Source organism: Chitinophagaceae bacterium C216, from assembly GCA_028485475.2.
In the GTDB taxonomy this organism is placed as follows: domain Bacteria; phylum Bacteroidota; class Bacteroidia; order Chitinophagales; family Chitinophagaceae; genus Niabella; species Niabella composti.
The window spans coordinates 2,688,411-2,707,186 of sequence record CP144143.1 but is presented as its reverse complement, the minus strand read 5'-3'; the positions used below and the strand labels follow the sequence as shown (position 1 = coordinate 2,707,186).

At 41.5% G+C, this 18,776-nt stretch carries 9 protein-coding genes and 2 pseudogenes; 8 read left to right on the top strand and 3 right to left on the bottom strand.

All coding sequences use genetic code 11. The annotated features are described in order from the left end of the window. Positions 1 to 150: 150 nt before the first annotated feature. The 7 genes and pseudogenes from PIECOFPK_RS11560 (at position 151) to PIECOFPK_RS11530 (ending at position 10,594) form a co-directional block, all read left to right on the top strand. Entirely contained in the window at positions 151 to 4,470 is a 4,320-nt protein-coding gene (locus PIECOFPK_RS11560; RefSeq protein ID WP_409965963.1) for a CusA/CzcA family heavy metal efflux RND transporter, read from the top strand. Between the two features lie 9 nt (positions 4,471 to 4,479). After that, the gene (locus PIECOFPK_RS11555; RefSeq protein WP_409965962.1) at positions 4,480 to 5,607 is read left to right on the top strand and encodes an efflux RND transporter periplasmic adaptor subunit; all 1,128 of its coding nucleotides are present in this window, start codon (positions 4,480 to 4,482) and stop codon (positions 5,605 to 5,607) included. A gap of 1 nt (position 5,608) precedes the next feature. Further along, the gene (locus tag PIECOFPK_RS11550; protein WP_409965961.1) at positions 5,609 to 6,355 is read left to right on the top strand and encodes a phosphatase PAP2 family protein; all 747 of its coding nucleotides are present in this window, start codon (positions 5,609 to 5,611) and stop codon (positions 6,353 to 6,355) included. A 4-nt stretch (positions 6,356 to 6,359) separates the two neighbouring features. Further along, positions 6,360 to 6,926, top strand: coding sequence for a cytochrome b/b6 domain-containing protein (locus PIECOFPK_RS11545; protein ID WP_409965960.1), 567 nt, complete (start codon positions 6,360 to 6,362; stop codon positions 6,924 to 6,926). A gap of 101 nt (positions 6,927 to 7,027) precedes the next feature. Further along, positions 7,028 to 9,526, top strand: coding sequence for a cation-translocating P-type ATPase (locus PIECOFPK_RS11540; protein WP_409965959.1), 2,499 nt, complete (start codon positions 7,028 to 7,030; stop codon positions 9,524 to 9,526). Positions 9,527 to 9,574: 48 nt separating this feature from the next. After that, a pseudogene (locus tag PIECOFPK_RS11535) lies at positions 9,575 to 9,733 on the top strand (DUF2141 domain-containing protein); the annotation flags it as partial. Between the two features lie 39 nt (positions 9,734 to 9,772). Continuing rightward, on the top strand, positions 9,773 to 10,594 hold the full coding sequence (locus PIECOFPK_RS11530; RefSeq protein WP_409965958.1) for an RteC domain-containing protein: 822 nt from the start codon (positions 9,773 to 9,775) through the stop codon (positions 10,592 to 10,594). 8 nt (positions 10,595 to 10,602) lie between these two features. On the opposite strand, the gene PIECOFPK_RS11525 is transcribed toward PIECOFPK_RS11530, so the two are convergent. From PIECOFPK_RS11525 to PIECOFPK_RS11515, 3 genes and pseudogenes are all read right to left on the bottom strand, one after another. After that, positions 10,603 to 11,025, bottom strand: coding sequence for a hypothetical protein (locus PIECOFPK_RS11525; protein WP_409965957.1), 423 nt, complete (start codon positions 11,023 to 11,025; stop codon positions 10,603 to 10,605). 21 nt (positions 11,026 to 11,046) lie between these two features. After that, positions 11,047 to 16,035, bottom strand: a pseudogene (locus PIECOFPK_RS11520) (N-6 DNA methylase); the annotation flags it as partial. After that, on the bottom strand, positions 16,022 to 16,459 hold the full coding sequence (locus PIECOFPK_RS11515) for a DUF1896 domain-containing protein (protein WP_409965956.1): 438 nt from the start codon (positions 16,457 to 16,459) through the stop codon (positions 16,022 to 16,024). The gene PIECOFPK_RS11515 and the pseudogene PIECOFPK_RS11520, both read right to left, overlap by 14 nt. A gap of 182 nt (positions 16,460 to 16,641) precedes the next feature. On the opposite strand from PIECOFPK_RS11515, the gene PIECOFPK_RS11510 reads away from it, so the two are divergent. Beyond that, positions 16,642 to 18,771, top strand: coding sequence for a DUF262 domain-containing protein (locus tag PIECOFPK_RS11510; protein ID WP_409965955.1), 2,130 nt, complete (start codon positions 16,642 to 16,644; stop codon positions 18,769 to 18,771). The last annotated feature ends 5 nt before the right edge of the window (positions 18,772 to 18,776 follow it).

Sequence of the window (18,776 nt, the reverse complement as noted above, 5' to 3'; positions counted from 1 at the left end):
CGGATGTCGTGTCTGTGTGTTTATACGGAACGTATATTTCCGCAACATAAGCCTGTACCTAATTAATCATCTGCGTTTTTCGGGCTTTACACCAATAGTGTATGCCTGCAAATCCCGTATTCCATTCATCATTAACAGTAGTACAAATTTATGTTAGATAAAATAATTGAGTTTTCCATTCGGAATAAACTCATCATCGGGCTTTTTACCATAGCCCTTATCGGCTTGGGCTTATACGAAGTCACCAAATTGCCGATTGACGCACAACCTGATATTACCAACAATCAGGTGCAGGTCATTACCGTAGCACCTTCCTTGGGAGCGACCGATATCGAACGTCTGGTTACTTTCCCTATCGAACAGGCAAACAGCAATATCAACGGTATTACCGAAATACGGAGTTTTTCCCGCTTTGGATTATCGTTGGTAACCATTGTCTTTGATGACAATACCGATGTGTATTGGGCAAGACAGCAGGTTGCTGAGAGATTACAAACCGTTCAGAATGAAATTCCGGATGGTGTAGGTACGCCCGAACTGGGGCCTATTTCCACTGGATTGGGAGAGATTTACCAATACGTGGTAAGACCCGAAAAAGGGTACGAAAACCAATTTGATGCCACCGAACTGCGTACCATTCAGGACTGGATCGTAAGGCGACAACTATTAGGTGTAAAAGGTGTTGCCGAAGTCAGCAGCTTCGGAGGTAAGCTGAAACAATATGAAATTGCGGTCAATTCCAACAAACTGCAATCGCTGAACCTCAGCATCAGTGACGTATTCACGGCATTGGAAAATAACAACCAGAATACTGGAGGTGCTTATATCGAAAAAGGCCCTACCGTGCTTTATATCCGTAGTGAAGGACTGATAGGCAATATAGAAGATATCGAAAACATTTCGGTCACGGCTACGCAGGATGGTATTCCTGTATTGTTGAAAGATGTTGCCGAAGTGAAAACGGGCTATGCCACACGCTATGGAGCTATGACCTACAATGACCAGGGCGAAGTTTCCGGTGCGGTGGTGATGATGCTCAAGGGAGCCAATAGTGCCGAAGTTATCAAAAATGTGAAAGAACGCATTGCCGTTATCCAGAAAACATTGCCCAAAGGTGTAGTCATTGAACCTTTTCTCGACCGTACCAAGATGGTCAACAATGCCATCAGCACCATTGAGACCAACCTTGCAGAAGGAGCCTTGATCGTGGTCTTTGTACTGGTCCTGTTCCTCGGAAATTTCAGAGCCGGATTTCTGGTTGCCTCTGTGATACCGCTGTCAATGCTGTTTGCCATCATTATGATGAATTTGTTTGGCGTGAGCGGTAACCTGATGAGCTTGGGAGCATTGGATTTCGGATTGATTGTGGACGGAGCGGTCATCATAGTCGAAGCTGTGCTGCACCAGTTGCACGGAAAGAAATTTGCAGTTGCCAATCGCATTTCGCAGGACGAAATGAACCATCAGGTTAGCAGTTCGGCTACCAAAATGGTCAATAGTGCCGTCTTCGGACAGCTCATTATTCTGATCGTGTACTTACCGATTTTCACACTCGAAGGCATCGAGGGAAAAATGTTCAAGCCGATGGCACAGACTGTTGCTTTTGCCTTGATTGGCGCATTCATCCTTTCACTGACCTATATTCCGATGATGAGTTCATTGGTGTTGAGCAAAAAAATCAAGCACAAACCCAATTTTTCTGACCGGATTATGCAAAAGTTGGAGAACATTCATCACAAAGCACTCGCTAAGGTGCTGCATTTCCCGAAAATCGTTATTGGTGTGGTGGTTTCCCTGTTCATCGTTGCGGTGCTTATTTTGTCCCGCTTGGGAGGCGAATTTATTCCGGCATTGGAAGAAGGCGATTTTGCGGTAGATACCCGTGTATTGACGGGAAGTAATCTGAAAACAACGGTTGAATACACCCAGAAAGCAGCCCATATCCTCATCAGGGATTATCCCGAAGTAGAAAAGGTCGTGACCAAAATAGGAAGCGGTGAAGTACCCACCGACCCGATGCCGATGGAAGCGAGCGACCTGATGGTGATCCTGAAAGATAAAAAGGAATGGAAATCGGCCAAAACCTTTCCAGAACTGGCTGAAAAAATGGGCAAATCACTTGAAGCAGTTCCAGGAATTACGACCGGATTTCAATATCCTGTGCAGATGCGTTTTAACGAACTGATGACCGGAGCAAGGCAGGATGTGGTCTGTAAAATTTTCGGTGAAGATCTGGACAGCCTGTCGGCTTATGCAGCCCGCTTAGGCGAAATCATCAAAACGGTAGAAGGAGCTCAGGACTTATACATCGAACCCATCACAGGGATGCCACAAGTGGTAATAAAATACAACCGTGCAAATATTGCCCAATATAATCTGAATATAACTAACATCAACAAAGTCGTGAACACTGCTTTTGCGGGACAAAGTACAGGTAAAGTGTATGAGGGCGAGAAGCGTTTCGACCTGATGGTTCGTCTGGACGAAACACAACGTGAAAATCTGCAAGATATACGCAACCTACTTATCCCCACGCCCAAGGGCAATCAGATACCACTGTATCAGGTAGCCGATGTACAGATCATAGAAGGGCCTGCTCAGATCCAGCGGGAAGATGCCAAAAGGAGGATTGTGGTTGGTTTCAACGTTCGTGGACGTGATGTACAGAGCATCGTCAACGAATTGCAGGGCAAAGCCGATAAACAGATGGCATTTTCGCCCGGCTACTACGTAACCTACGGCGGAGCCTTTGAGAACTTGAATGAAGCCACGAACCGATTGATGGTAGCCGTTCCGGTTTCGCTGGTATTGATATTCATTCTGCTGTACTTCGCCTTTCGTTCCGTTAAGGAAAGTTTGTTGATCTATACCGCCATTCCTCTGTCTGCAATCGGTGGAATTTTCTTGTTGGCATTGCGTGGAATGCCGTTCAGCATCAGTGCAGGTATCGGTTTCATTGCCCTTTTCGGGGTAGCCGTACTCAATGGAATTGTGCTTATCGCAGAGTTTAACCGGATGAAGCAAGCCGGAGAGAAAAACCTGTACCAGATAGCACTGCTGGGAACCAAGACAAGGCTTCGCCCGGTACTGATGACCGCATTCGTGGCATCGCTCGGTTTCTTCCCGATGGCGGTGAGCAACGGTGCAGGAGCGGAAGTGCAGCGTCCGTTGGCAACGGTGGTAATCGGCGGTTTACTGTTTGCAACATTTCTGACCCTTTTTGTATTGCCCACTTTATTTGTACTGTTTGAAAAACTGAAATTCCCCAAACTGACATTCGGCAGGAAAAGTGCAACACTGCTTATTTTATTGGGTTTAAGTGGTTCGGCATTTTCGCAAAGCATCACACTCGAAGAAGCGGTAAAAATGGCTACGGAAAACAACCTGTCGGCAAAAAGCCAAAGCTTGCTCGCCGAATATTATAAAAAGCGGACGGCTACCGGAGCCAACATTCCACAGGCTGCCGTAACGGGCGAATTCGGACAGGTCAACAGTGCTAGTTCCGATAATAAATTCGGGATTTCACAATCTTTCAGTTTTCCGACTGTGTACAGCAACCAGAAGAAACTACTGAACGAAGAATGGAATTCGGCAGTTATTTCGGTGAACCTGAACAAACTGGACATCCGTAAGACTGTAAGTGAACTGTTTTACAAGATTTTGGTTTTGCGTGAGCGGGAAAAAATCCTGAACCGTACCGATGAAATGTATAAAGGGTTTTTAGAAAAAGCTTCTCTGCGGATGGAAAACGGAGAAAGCAATTTGCTTGAAAAAACAGCTGCCGAAGTGCAACGGGAAAACATTGCTATACAATTAAAAGCATTGGCAAACGAAATTGAGTTGGCAAAAATACAGTTTCAACTGATGCTGAATGCTGACACCCGCTATGAACCATCGGCTTCCGACATCGTTGTTATGGATGGACTTTTTGATGCGAATGCAGATGTCGCACAACATCCGGTCTTGCTATTGTCGGCACAGGAAATCGAAAAAGCAAAAGCATCGGTTCGATTAGAAAAATCGAAGCTGTTGCCCAATCTGTCCGTTGGTTATTTCAACCAGAGCTTCAGGGATTTGAACAGCAATCGCTTTAATTCCTTTCAGGTGGGTGTAGGCATACCTATTTTTTTCAAAGCACAGAAATCACAGATTAAAGCAGAGGAACAGCGTATTCTCTTCACGGAAAATGAACTCGCTTTGCGTAAAGCGGAATGGGAAAGCGGGTATGAAGCAGCATTGCAACAGTACCGGACACAGCTTGACATCGTCGGGACGTATAAGAAAAAACAATTGCCGGCAGCCGAGCAGATTTTCAAAACAGCAGAAGAACAATTTGCCAATGGCGAAATCAATTACTTAGACTGGGTGATGCTCAATAATCAGGCGATACAGATACAACGTGATTATTACGATGCCGTGATGCAGCTCAATTTCCAAATCATCAATCTTCAATATCTCATTTCAAAATAAATTATTCAAATGAAAAATATAGTCGGAATTTTCGTTTTGCTCCTGTTATGGAGTTGCGGAAATAAGGAAAATACAACAGAAGAAAACACTACGGAAGCTACCGAAAATGTGTTGAAACTATCGGACGAACAGCTAAAAGCATTCTCGCTGACGACCGTTGAATTACAAGAAAGAACCGTTACCAAAACGCTGAAACTGAACGGGACGGTGGACGTACCGCCACAAAACCTCGTGTCGGTGAGCAGTGCGTTGGGCGGATATGTAAAATCCACGAAATTGCTACCCGGAATGCACTTCCGAAAAGGTGAAGTGATCGCTGTAATGGAAGACAACCAGTTCATCCAACTGCAACAGGATTACCTGACGGCAAAGGCTCAATTGCAAAATGCAGAAGCCGAATACCACCGCCAGAAGCAATTGAACCAGAGTAAAGCAAGCAGTGATAAAGTGTATTTGCAGGCAAAAGCCAATTATGAAACGCTACTCATCAGCCAAAAGGCACTGGAAGAAAAACTGTGGTTAATCCATATCAATCCCTTCAATGTTTCGGTGAACAACATCAAACGTACTGCATCTGTGTATGCACCTTTTGACGGTTTCGTTTCGCAGGTTTTTGTGAATATAGGCAAATACGTTTCTCCATCGGATGTGTTGTTTGAACTGGTAAATCCGAAAGATTTGCACCTGAACCTAAAAGTATTTGAAAAAGATTGGGATAAAATCAGCATCGGACAATCGCTTACGGCATACACCAACAGCAATCCGGAGAAGAAATATGGAGGCGAAATCATTCTAATCGGTAAAAATATTTCCCAAGACCGGGCGGTGGAGGTTCACGCCCATTTCACGGAAAACAACGCAAAACTTATTCCTGGTCTTTATATGAATGCCGAAGTTCCCATACCCGAAATCAAAGCATTAGCACTTCCGGAGGAAAGCGTTGTGACTTTTGAAGGAAAACATTATGTCTTTGAAGTGCTGGAAAAGAACAGTTTCAGAATGACAGCAGTAGAAATCGGTTCCTCTGGAGATGGCTGGATAGAGATTGTCAACGGAAACCATTTAAGCGGTAAAAAAATCGCCCAAAAAGGAGCCTATACATTGTTAATGGCATTGAAAAATAAAGCAGAAGATTAAGATGAAACCATTGTTATTGATTACTTTCTTGTATGCGTTGAGCTTAAAAGCTCAAACAGTAGGCAAAGACACATTAAGCATTGAAGATAAAGCGTATAAATTTTCGGCAAAGAAACTTATTGTCCCGTCGGTTTTTATCTCTTATGGAATTGTAAGCTTAACATCTCCTAAGCTGAAAGAACTTAATTTATCTACCCGACACGAAACACGAGAACATTTTATTGCCGGTGCCACGATAGATAATTATATGCAATATGCTCCTGCTGCGGCTGTATATGGGCTTAATCTTGCTGGGATAAAAGGGAAACATAATTTTAGAGACCGAACCATTATTTATGCTACTTCCCAATTGGTTTCCGCCGCAATTGTATTGCCTGCAAAACAATTCATAGGAGAGACACGCCCCGATGGCTCAAATTATTTATCTTTCCCTTCGGGGCATACAGCAACGGCTTTTTCATCAGCACATTTTATGTTTAGGGAATACAAAGAAACCAATTTTTGGTTGAGTATTTCAGGTTATCCCATTGCAGCAGCCACAGGCATATATCGTGTTATAAATGATAAACATTGGGTGGGTGATATAATTGCCGGTGCAGGAATAGGTATTGTATCAACCGAAATTGCCTATTGGTTGTTTCCTGTCACATCAAAATGGTTTTCGTCAAAAAAAGAAAGGGAAGTATTGTCCGTTGTTCCTTTCTATCAATCCAAAGCAGTCGGACTTACAATTATTAAAATATTTTAAAATAATGAAAACAATCTTTAAGAAAGAGTTTACTGTAACTCATAGAATATTGCACTGGTCTTTGGGACTTCTGATGCCCGTACTGTTTATTACCGGATTTTTAAGAATGCAGTGGATGGGTCGAAAGCCCATTGTTGCGGTTATCGAGCAGGATGCTCCCGGAGTAATGACGAAGGAACAGACAATGGCCATAGTCAATGATATCCTTAACCCTATGTGGCAATGGCACGAATACGCAGCGTATATCATCGTTTTTGTCTTCTTAATGAGGATTGCTTATATACTGTTGAAAGGAACAAGTTTCCCCAATCCTTTTATCGGAAAACAATCCATAAAAGAACGTCTGCAAGGGATGACATATATCTTATTTTATTTGTTTGTAGCTATTGCTGCTATAACAGGATTTTATCTCAAATGGGGCGATGGGGATTTGAAAGAGCCTATGGAAACCGTACATAAGCTGGCTATATACTGGTTTCCGATTTTTATATTGCTACACATTACAGGAATTGTTATAGCAGAATTAACAGGCAAAAAGGGAATAACGTCAAAAATGATTGGCGGAGATTAAATAAATAATTCATATTGACAAAAACAATTGGTAACACTACTAATTTAGTTATTCCAAAAGCAGTTTCAATACTTGAAACTAATCATCTAAAATTAAAAAATATGACAACCTATAATATCCCAAAACATCTCACAGGTCTTTCGGAAGAAGAGCTAAAAATTTCCCAAAGTAAATTTGGTTATAACCACTCAGACAGTATAAAAAAGAATACCTGGTACAATATGTTATTGGCTATTCTCAAAGAACCAATGTTACTTTTACTCATTGCGGTAGCGGTCATTTATGTGGTTGTGGGAAATTATTCCGAAGCGGCTTTTATGTTGGGAGCAATCATAGCTGTTTCAGGCATCTCATTCTATCAGGACAATCGCAGCAAAAAGGCATTGGAAGCTCTGGAAAAACTGAACGAACCGCTCAGCACGGTTATCCGAAATTCAAAAGTAATACAAATACCTACCCACGAAATTGCCGTGGGCGATTTGTGCATTACTGAGGAAGGAAAAATGATTAATGCCGATGGTGAAATAGTACACAGCAACGATTTTTCAGTAAATGAAGCCTCTCTAACGGGAGAAAGTTTTTCAGTATTCAAAAGTCAGGACACCGAAGATAGAAAAGTATATAGCGGTACTTTGACAGTTTCAGGACTGGCGGTTTTTAAAGTAGAAAAAATCGGTTCAGAAACGAAGCTGGGAAAAATCGGGAAATCCATTCAGGAGATTAAAGAAGAGCGTTCACCACTGCAAATCCAGATTACCAGATTTGTAAAATGGATGGCAGTTATTGGATTAATAGTTTTTCTGATGGTTTGGGCATACAGTTTTTGGCAATCCCAGAGTATTATTGAAAGCCTGTTGGTCGGACTGACTTTGGCAATGTCCATTTTACCGGAAGAAATTCCCGTGGCTTTCACTACGTTTATGGCATTGGGAGCGTGGAAACTGATGCGTGAAGGTATTATCATCAAGCGAAGCAGCGTGGTAGAAACATTGGGAAGCACTACTGTAATTTGTGCGGATAAAACCGGAACAATTACTGAAAATTCTATGCGACTGAAAGCCCTTTTCGATTATAAATCCAATCAGGTTTTTGACGAAGAACGTTTCAATGCACCCGAATTATCCGAACTCATTGCTTTTGCGATGTGGAGCAGCGAACCCGTTCCGTTTGACCCGATGGAAAAAACACTGCATCAGATTTATGAGCAAGCTCAACCGAATGACCGACGGAAAGATTTTCAAATGGTGCACGAATATCCGTTGGACGGTAAGCCTCCGATGATGACGCATCTTTTTGAAAACCATTCAGGCGAAAGAATAGTGGCAGCCAAAGGTGCTCCCGAAGCCATTCTTGCTGTTTCCAATCTTTCGGAACACGAAAAAGATAAACTGCGTCAGCATATTAGTGATTTTGGCAAACAAGGTTACCGGATATTAGGGGTTGCCAAATGTTATTTTAAGGGAAACAATTTTCCCGAAAAACAGCAGGATTTCAATTTTGACTTTTTAGGATTTACGGTATTTTACGACCCACCTAAAAAAAATATCCAGCAGGTATTCCGGAAAATTTACGATGCCGGAATTAAAGTAAAAGTGATTACAGGCGACAATGCTGACACCACAAATGCCATTGCCCGTCAAGCTGGGATTATCAATCATACTCCGGCTGTTAATGGTGCTGAAATCATTCATCATTCCGATGCGGAATTGATAGAGTTTTCAAAGACAACAACTTTATTTACAAGGATGTTTCCCGAAGCAAAGCTGGCAATGGTAAACGCTTTGAAGCAAAACGGAGAAGTGGTGGCTATGTTGGGTGATGGTGTGAACGATGCCCCTGCACTAAAAGCCGCTCATATTGGTGTCGCTATGGGAAACAAAGGAACAGAAATAGCCAAAGCAGCAGCTTCACTGGTTATTACCAACGATGATTTAGACAAACTCATTACAGGAATTGCTGCAGGGCGACGGATTTACGCCAATATCAAAAAAGCCATTCAGTACATCATTTCCATTCATATCCCGATTATTCTGACCGTTTCACTGCCTTTGTTTTTAGGTTGGATTTACCCGCATATTTTTACGCCGGTACACGTTATTTTTCTGGAGCTCATTATGGGACCAACCTGTTCCATTGTCTATGAAAACGAACCGATAGAGAAAAATGCAATGTTACAAAAGCCACGAAAAATGACAGAAACCTTTCTGAACCGGAAAGAATTAAGCATCAGCATTATTCAAGGTCTGATAATTACAGCAGGTGTATTATTCGTTTATCAATTTGCCGTTCAAAAAGGAAGCAACGAAGAAACTACAAGAGCAATGGTTTTTACTACCTTAATTTTTGCCAATATATTTTTGAGCCTGGCGAACCGCTCTCTCGTTTATAGTATATTTGACAGCTTCAAATACAAAAACCGTTTATTTCCAGTTATCATCGGAGCCACGTTGGCATTACTTTTTGCCATATTGTATATACCACTTTTTGCCGATTTCTTTCACGTAACCGGATTGAACATCTCGGAATTAGGAATGTCATTTTTAATTGCAGCGGCTTCGGTTTTGTGGTTTGAGATGTATAAATGGATAAAAAGAAGATAGTAAAGAAATGATTTTGCAAGGCGAGATTACTTTTAAAACCTCCACAAAGGAAAATATGCCGTGAATATCTTGCACGCTGAAGACAATAACTGCAAGATTGATAAAGGTTTGCCTTTAGCCAAAGAAGAAATTGGATTTTCCAATTATCAGGCAATAGATTTAAGAAACAGACCCAATTTTTCAAAGCGAGCTTTGAATTTAATATAGACAAAACGATTGGCGTAACGATAATTTATATGTAAACAAATGAAAAAAATCCACAACGAAATTCTGAACAAATTGATAACGACAATTGACGAATTAGAATTTGAAAGTGATTTCTCGATACAAAAAACAGAAACTATTATAAAACTCATTATTCAAAGCCTGTCTGATTTAAAGGAATATGTTCTGAAAAATGGCTTTAAAAATACCGATGAAGAAATCCAATTTTTCAAATATCAAAAACCAGCTATTGTTTCCAAACTCATCTATTACAATGCAGTATATAAAATTGAAACAAAAAAGCCTTATGGAGAAAAGCAAACAAAAAATTTTCTGACTAAAGAATTGAACAAACTCAAAAAATTCTTTGACAACAACATTGATTTTTACAAATACTACCGTAGCAATAACTCTTTCCTCGATGAGAATTTTTTTATTAGGGGTAAACACGATATTAGGTTATGGCTGGACACCTTTTATTTTGAGGCAGACCATCGTTTTTGTACTTCCCACGACTATAAGGTCGCCAAAATAATTGCCAACGACCTGATACAAGTATATATCGAAGACAAGCTAAATAGTAACTATCGAAAAGTATTTGATAATTCTTCTCTCAATTGGACAGCAAGCAAAACAGCAATGACTGAACTAATTTATGGACTTCATTCTAAGGGAGTATTTGACAACGGAAATGCCGATATAAAACTTATTGCCAAAACCTTTGAAAGTGCCTTTAATATTGATTTGGGCGATTTCTACCATACGTTTATGGAATTGAAAGCCCGTAAAATAAACCGAACAAAATTCCTCGACAGCCTGTGCGAAGCCCTGATAAAGAAAATGGACGAGCAGGACGAAAAGTAATTTATATTTTATAGCACCCCTCGTGGTAGATGAACACCTTTTGTCCGTACAATACTTTCTGAAACCTGTGGAGCTTCTTTCTGTTTTTCAGTTTGTTCCACAGGTTCTTCTTTGGTTTCGGGAGTAATAGATAGTTGTATTTTTCGCTCCACGGAGGCGAGTTCCGTTTTGAGTTCACTCAACCGGCTTTCCTTAGACCAGGTTCCATTTATTACTTCCCGAAGTACAGGTAAATCTTTTTGTATTTCGGAAATTTTCTCCTGCTCCTGCTTAATATAGCCTGGCAGTTTTTCCAATGCGTTAAGGAAGTTCATAGAAGCCAATTTCTCGTCCTTGGCAATAACACCGTTATTGTAGGTGTATTTAATGTTACCCTCTCCCTGTATCAGAAATCGGTTTACCCGAATATCCACGCCCTCTTTTTGCGACATTTCCGTTTTCATCAAAAGCTAAAAACCGTACAGGCTTCCGATTTCTTCATATTCTCCGCCTGTGCGGGATTTGTCCGCAAGCTGATTGAGCTTTGCACCGATTTGTTTTATATCCGCATTGGGCGACAAGCCGTCCAGCTTAACAAGGTTGGCAACAGTACCGTCCGAATATTTTTGAATACGTCCTTGCAGGTTGTTCCAATCAAGGCTCATCCGGTCAAAGCGGGATTGGGTTCTATCAAGCTCTGCCGTATAGTCTTCCAGCTTGTATTTGGCACTTGATTTTGAACGGTTGAACGATTGTCTTTCGCTTTCCAATCCGGCAATCTGTTTTTCGATTTTAGCTTTATCCAGCAGGTCTGTATTTCCCATAAGGATAGCCACATATTCCGAAAAGTTCATTCCTGATTTTTCGTCCATACTGCCCTCGTCAATCGTCCGTTTGCCGAGATTGTTGGATTTCAGTTGGTTTATAAATAGCTGTTTGTTGTACAGCAGGTTGAACTTATAGCTGTCCAGCGATTTTTCTACTGCATAAATAATTACGTCCACTTTGTTGTTATTAAAATGTTTAGCGATTTCATTGCCTTTTCGGATAGCCCGACCATCCCGTTGGGCAAGGTCAGACGGTCGCCACGGCGTATCCAAATGATGTACGGCAACGGCTCTTTTCTGTGCATTGACACCTGTACCGAGCATACTCGTAGAGCCGAACAACACACGGATCGTGCCATCATTCATTCCCTTGATAAGTGCTTCACGTTGCTTGTCGTTCTTCGCTTCCTGAATAAAGCGGACTTCGTGAGCAGGGATATTGTGGTCTTCTACAAGTTTACGCTTGATTTCAGCATATACATTCCATTCGTTGGGCTTGTAGGTTCCCAAATCAGAGAAAACAAACTGCGTTCCTTTCTGTACGTTGAATTTTTTGTAATACTTGACGATACTATTGGCACAATGTGAAGCCTTGTTGTCGGGGTGGTCTTCATAATGAGGGCTAACCATCCGCATATCCAACGACATCTTTCGGGCATAATCCGTAGCGATGAGCATTTTTGCTTTCTCCTCTGATTTTGATAAGGGTGCTCTGCCTAACAGTTCGCCTTTGCCTGTTTCAGCAAATTGCATCAGCTTTTGGATAAATTCTTCCTGATCCGGAGTTGGAGGTATGTTGTAAAATATCTCGTTCTTTTCGGGGCGGTCAATACCAATCATTTCCGCAGTACGGTAATCCGTGATTTCGGAGTAGAATTGAGCCAGTTCCGGCACTTTGATAAAGTAGCGGAAACGCTCTTTTGCCACGATATTGTTAGCCACCGAAAACTCGTAATCGGTCGTTTTCTTCGCATAAATCGCCGCCCACGCATCAAAGGAGTTAATGCCCTGTTTTGCCAATGCTCGTGGTCGCAGGTATTTGAACAATAAATAAAGTTCAGTAAGTGAGTTGCTGATTGTCGTTCCCGAAAGAAAGGTCGCACCCATATCCGCTTGGGTACGCTCCTGTATGGTACGGATAGCAAAAAGCAGGTTCAATGCCTTTTGGCTTCCCTGTTGATTGCCCAATCCCGCCACCCTTGAATGCCTTGTATTGAACATCAGGTTTTTGAACTGGTGGCTTTCATCAATAAATAAATGGTCTATGCCCATCATCTTGAAGTCCACTATATCATCTTTGCCGTTTTCAATATCGTGTTGCAGGGTTTTGAGCTTTACTTCGAGGTTTTCCTTTTGTTTTTCCGCTCCTTTAAGCATCCACTGTGTTATTTCATCGCCTTGACTTCGCATAACGTCAAGGTTTTCCTCTACGGTGTCCAATTCGTCTTGGAGAATTTCCTTTTGTATCTCGGGCGATTGGGGTATCATTCCGAATTGGTCGTGTGTCAATATCACGCAGTCCCAATCATTGTTTTTTATATCGCCAAAAATCCGCAGGCGTTTTTCGGGCGTAAAATCATCAACGCCGGGATAGAGGATTTTGGCGTGAGGATAAGCGGTGCGGTAGGCTTCGGCTATTTCGGGAATATTGGCTTTTAGCCCGATAATCATCGGTTTATGAGCCATTCCCAAACGCTTCATTTCCTGTGCACCTGTACACATTATCAACGTCTTTCCTGCACCTACTTCGTGGTCGCAGATAGCTCCGTTGTTGAGCTTTATCATCCAAACGGCATCTTTTTGGCTCGAATACAGGTCTTCAATGCCTAATCCCTTGCGGTCCAATCCCGGAAACTCCTGATGTGAGCCGTCATAGTCCGGTCGGACGAAGCAATTAAAGGTGTCGTTGTATTGGTCGGTCAGCCTCGTTTTGAACTCATCGTTTTGAGCGTGAAGCCAATCGGTAAAAGCGGTACGGATTTCGTCAATCTTGGTATTCGCCATTTGTATGGCTTCCATATCCCGCACCTTGACCTCCCTGTCATCTACCATTACCTTTTTGGTGATGTCAGGCGTGGTATTGACAAGGGCGTGTTTCAACAGGTTAATGCCGTCAAACGTCCGGCTTTCGGACTTGATGGCATACTTTTCGGAGATATGGATATTCTTGCGGTCGCAATGGATAGAAAAATCATCGGAACTTTCGGAATAATGGATACGGACTTCCGTATCGAACAGGTGTGATGCAAAACGGTTGTAGATGCCCGTAGGTATCCAGCGTTCGCCGAGGTTAAAATCAAGTTCTTCAAATTCAATCCTGCGGGGTTTGGATTCTTCAAGGACTTTAAGGCTTTCCGCAGCATCTTTGTCTTCCGGTTGAGAAGCAAGGTATTCCCGTACTTCTGCGGCTTTCTCAACCACATTGCCCGAAACCCATTTTTCGGCAATCTCATATTCCTTTTGTACAGGATTGTAAAAGATACGGCCATGCAACGCATCCTTTAAATCTTTGCCGGACATCCCGCTTATCTCTGACATATAGTGCAAATCAACGGTTCCGTACTTGTTGAGCGATGCCGCCAACGCTTCTTCGGGATTGTCGGTTGCTATGGTTGTGGTAGAGAAACTTACGGGGCGGTTGAATATATCCGCCTTATGGATGACACCGCCAACATTACGCTCCAGATAGGGCATTTCCTTACCTGCACTATCCGTCTTTATGAGCTTGATATTGTCGGCACTGTTGAGGTTTCCGTACTTTTTGACAAAGGCATCGTACAAGCGGTTAAGGGTTTCCCGTTCCTCTCTGTGTTCCGTGTGCAGTTCCGCTTCTTTGTTGTAAAGCTGTTGGTAAATATCACGCACCCCGATATACGCTTCGGCTCTTGCTTTTTGCAAGGACGGCAATTGCAAAGGGTGGAAAACAGCCGTACCGTCTGCGGTATTTACGTCTTGCAGATGACCGACCCAGCCGTTATCCTCTACAAGGCAATCATTTCGGTGGAACGGTTGCACTTCACCACTGTACGGAGCAGGCTCAGGAATGGTGTTGTTGGCAACGATGGGAACGACCGGTGTATCCACCCGGCTATTTCCGTTTGCCTGTGAAAACAGGTCGCCGATGACTTCCAGTTTTTTGCCGTTGGATGATGTACTTCCATTGGCTGCATTAGTCGTAACTGGGGCGGGTAAAGGTTGCTGCATCGCATCACCGAACAGGTCGGTTTGACTACCTGTTTCACGATTGTATTTCTTAGCATTTTGTCTTTTGGTTTGTATTCTTTTTTGGGGTGGAGCAGATACCATTACTGGCTCGCCCGCATTTTCAAACAGGTCGAAAATGCTCAACTGTTTTAGTTCCTGCGGGCTTTCCTGATGTATAACCGGAGTTGGTACAGGTTTTGGCTGAACTATAACAGGTTCGATCACCGGAGGCGTTACCTTTGGCTCAACCGGAATTTGGATAACAGGCTCATCGTTCCGTTCGCCCTTGTATAAATCCAAATTCAGGTACTTCCCAAAATCTTCGGAAAGCATTTGCTTCAAATCTTTGGCAATCCCCTCTACACCATCTTTATGAGTATAGATGATGGCAGGCTTTCCGTACGGGTCGGTATCTATTTTACGGTCGGTATGGATTACCCTTGTACCATTGCGGAAGAAAGCATTGCTTGGCGTATCGAATTTGGTCTGTTTGCTTAGGCAAAACAGTTCGTCCGTTTCGGTCAGACTTTGTTTTTCTGTATTTTTTTGCAGGATAATCAGGTCGCTTCCGACCTCCGTACCTGCAAATTCCGTAAACAGGTTGTTGGGCAGTCGGACAACCGAAACTAAGTTATTGTTTTCCATCAACGCCCTGCGAATCGGTTCGTTTTTCGGGCTGTTTAAAATCCCCTGTGAAGTAATGAAAACCTGCAAACCGCCCTCACGGAGCATATTGTTCCCTTTCAGAAAGAAATAATTATGAATGCTTCGGGAAGCCTGTACTTTTGCATTGTCCTTGCTTCTGGAAAAGGACAAATCGAACACCGAAGTATCACCAAACGGAATGTTGCTTGCAACTACATCATAGCTGTTTTGTTCCTTTTCGGGAATTTCCTCAAAACCGCTTATGCGAATAGTGCTTTCGGGATAAAGGTGTTTTAGTATTTTGCCTGTCAGCAAATCCTTTTCATAAGCAGTAACTTTGGGTTGGTGGTTTTCAGAAAAGGATTGGATGAATGAGCCGATACCTGCGGAGGGTTCGAGGAACTTGTCAATCTTTACACCGCTTTCACGCAAGGCGGTTGAAATGGCATCAATGACCTGTGGCGGGGTATAGAAAGCCGTCAGTATAGAGCTTTTCATACCATCCACATATCGGCGGTATTGCTTGTCGTCTTCGGAATTTTCTTTGAGCAGTTGGTGGAGTTCCTGCGTAATCGGGAATAGATCGTGGTCATTTTTCCGCCAGTGGTTGATGTCTATATCTTCGGCTATGGGGTTCAGGACGAATTTAAGACCGCCAAATCCGCTGTATTGCATCATTGACAGTCTTTCGCCTACGGCGGCTTGCCGGTTCTCCTTATCAAGTGTAAAAGCAATTCGCAGGGCATCAATGTTCTGTTGGAGATGTTGCTTTTTACTGAAGCCCATTTTCCTCAATCCATATTGCGATGGCTCCGGTTATTTCGGTGTAGAGCAGGTCAAACTCATAACCGTATGCGAAATCATCGGTTAGTTCATATCGGTCAAAAACAGGATCGCAGACGGGGAGCATTTTAAGGGCGAACGGCCGCAGTTCCTCGTCTGCCATCAGGGTGTCAAACTCATTGCACACCACTTGGAAAACCGTATCAAACTTGGAGAAGTGCAAACCCTCAAAGAGTATGTAATTGGCTATCTCGTTACATTGCTCAATGGGGTTTCCCGAACGGAAAGCACCCTCATAGGCATTGGCGGCCCATGATGAACGCTGGTCAATGAATTTTTGGTCGTGTGCCTTTTCGGGGAAGCTACTGTTTACTAATTCCTGCAATCGCAATCTGAAATACGATAGGTCTTTCTGCTGTGTACTCATACTATAATTTTGTTTAGATTTTACTGAAAGCCTAAAATTATAGCGGTAGATGAGTGCATTTGAAAATGTGGCAGGATTTGGCGTTGAGAGGCAGGATTTGGCGTATTAAATCAAAATACAAGAGGAATTAATTGTATTTTTGAACTTAACAAAACCTACAATTAAATAGTGGCTATAAAATAATGAATGAATTAGAATCCCTAAAAAGTATTTTTAAAGACAGAATATTTAAAATACCGGATTATCAACGTGGTTATGCCTGGACAACACGACAGTTAAAAGATTTTTGGGAGGATTTGGTTAATCTTCCTGTTGACAGATTTCATTATACAGGGCTGTTATCTTTAAAAAAGGTGGATAGAAATATCTGGGCTAATTGGAACGACGAACGATGGTTGATTGAAGACAGAGGTTTTAAACCCTTTCATATTGTCGATGGGCAGCAGCGATTGACAACATTTGTAATTTTCATACAAGCAATTTCGGAACAACTAAGAGCCATACCTGAAAATAAGGATAAAAAAGATGAAGAAATATATCTTGGTTCTTTTAGCTTAAAGGCTATTAAGGAAGAATATTTGGTAATAGAAAAACCACCCCAATTTATCATCACAACATATAAATTTGGATACGAGGTTGATAATCCAAGTTTTAAATACTTACGCCATAAGGTTTTCTTAGAGCCTGATAGCGGAACAGTTCAGGAAACTTTTTATACCCTTAATCTTGAAAACGCTAAACGATTTTTCAAGGAAAATCTACAAAACTATTATGATAAATACGGGTTGAGCGAAATAGAAGCATTATTTAAGAAAGTTACTCAAAATCTGATGTTCAACGTCTATGAAATAAGCGATGATTTTGACGTTTTCGTTGCATTTGAAACAATGAATAATCGTGGTAAGAAGCTTTCAAATTTAGAGCTTCTAAAAAATAGGCTGATTTATTTAACCACTTTATACGATGAAAAAGAGCTAAAGAATGATGAACGAAATTCCCTGCGTGAAAAAATTAATGATGCTTGGAAAGAAGTCTATTATCAACTGGGAAGAAATAAGCAAAATCCGCTTAATGATGATGATTTTTTAGTTGCTCATTGGATAATGTATTTTCAATATACAAGAGAAAAAGGCGATGACTATATTAGGTTTCTATTAGAACAGAAGTTTACACCACAAAATATCTATGCAAAAACAGAAGTGAAACTAAGTTCTTTGCAAGAATTTGAAGAAGTTCGCGAAGACGAAGATACCGACCAAGAGGAAGTCGAGGTAAATGGAGATGAAGAAATAACAGTTTTGCGTTCTCAACTTTCTCCGAAAGAGATTGAGGATTATGTGAACAGCTTAAAAGCTGCTGCCGTTCATTGGTATAATACGCACAATCCTATAAACAATCCAGACTTAACCGAACAGGAAAGTCTTTGGATAGACCGTTTGAACAGAATTGGTATAATCTATTTCCGTCCACTCGTAACGGTATCCTATTTAAGCAAAGGTGTCAATTCAGACAAGAGAGTTCAGCTATTCAGCTCAATCGAACGCTTTATATTCATTACATTTAGGCTTAGCCGGGCATTTTCAACATATAGAAATAGTGAATTTTACCGTGCTGCACGGCAACTGAGAAACGGAGAATTGACGATTGACAATATCGTTCAACGATTGAATGATAGAATGAACTATTGTTTTTATACTCCTGAAAATTCTAAAGAAACCTACTTTGACTACACATATTTTCAAAAATTTATTGATAAGAAATTTAAAAGCGGAGGAGGTTTTTATTACTGGAACGGGCTTCGATATTTCTTGTATGAATATGAAATGGAAAAAGTTAGACGAAGAGGAAGTCAAAAAATTGATTGGAGATTGTTTGTGAAAAGTGAAAAGGATAAAGTTTCCATTGAACATATTTATCCTCAAACACCAACACATAAAAACTGGAAAGACAGTTTTAAAAATTACAAAAAATTGCAATTGCCTTTTTTCCAAGGAACTTTAGGTAATCTTTTACCATTATCACAAAGTATAAATTCGAGTTTACAAAATGATTGCTTTGATGACAAGAAAAATGCAAAGTATAATGAAAAGAATGAAAAAATAAGACAAGGTTATTCTGACGGCTCTCACTCTGAAATCGAGGTCGCTGGATATGATACTTGGAACCCTGATACCATTCTTGAAAGAGGCAACAGGTTGTTGGAATTTATGGAAAAACGATGGGATTTGAAATTTGAGGATGAAACTGCCAAAGCGGAATTATTATTCCTTGATTTTATGCTTCCTGAAGAAGATAGTAATGAAGAAGAATAACTTAA

What these genes read in the sequence shown, in the direction of transcription:
- PIECOFPK_RS11560 (WP_409965963.1), top strand. Translation starts at nt 151, where the DNA reads ATGTTAGATAAAATAATTGAGTTTTCCATTCGGAATAAACTCATCATC.
- PIECOFPK_RS11555 (WP_409965962.1), top strand. Translation starts at nt 4,480, where the DNA reads ATGAAAAATATAGTCGGAATTTTCGTTTTGCTCCTGTTATGGAGTTGC.
- PIECOFPK_RS11550 (WP_409965961.1), top strand. Translation starts at nt 5,609, where the DNA reads ATGAAACCATTGTTATTGATTACTTTCTTGTATGCGTTGAGCTTAAAA.
- PIECOFPK_RS11545 (WP_409965960.1), top strand. Translation starts at nt 6,360, where the DNA reads ATGAAAACAATCTTTAAGAAAGAGTTTACTGTAACTCATAGAATATTG.
- PIECOFPK_RS11540 (WP_409965959.1), top strand. Translation starts at nt 7,028, where the DNA reads ATGACAACCTATAATATCCCAAAACATCTCACAGGTCTTTCGGAAGAA.
- PIECOFPK_RS11530 (WP_409965958.1), top strand. Translation starts at nt 9,773, where the DNA reads ATGAAAAAAATCCACAACGAAATTCTGAACAAATTGATAACGACAATT.
- PIECOFPK_RS11525 (WP_409965957.1), bottom strand. Translation starts at nt 11,025, where the DNA reads ATGTCGCAAAAAGAGGGCGTGGATATTCGGGTAAACCGATTTCTGATA.
- PIECOFPK_RS11515 (WP_409965956.1), bottom strand. Translation starts at nt 16,459, where the DNA reads ATGAGTACACAGCAGAAAGACCTATCGTATTTCAGATTGCGATTGCAG.
- PIECOFPK_RS11510 (WP_409965955.1), top strand. Translation starts at nt 16,642, where the DNA reads ATGAATGAATTAGAATCCCTAAAAAGTATTTTTAAAGACAGAATATTT.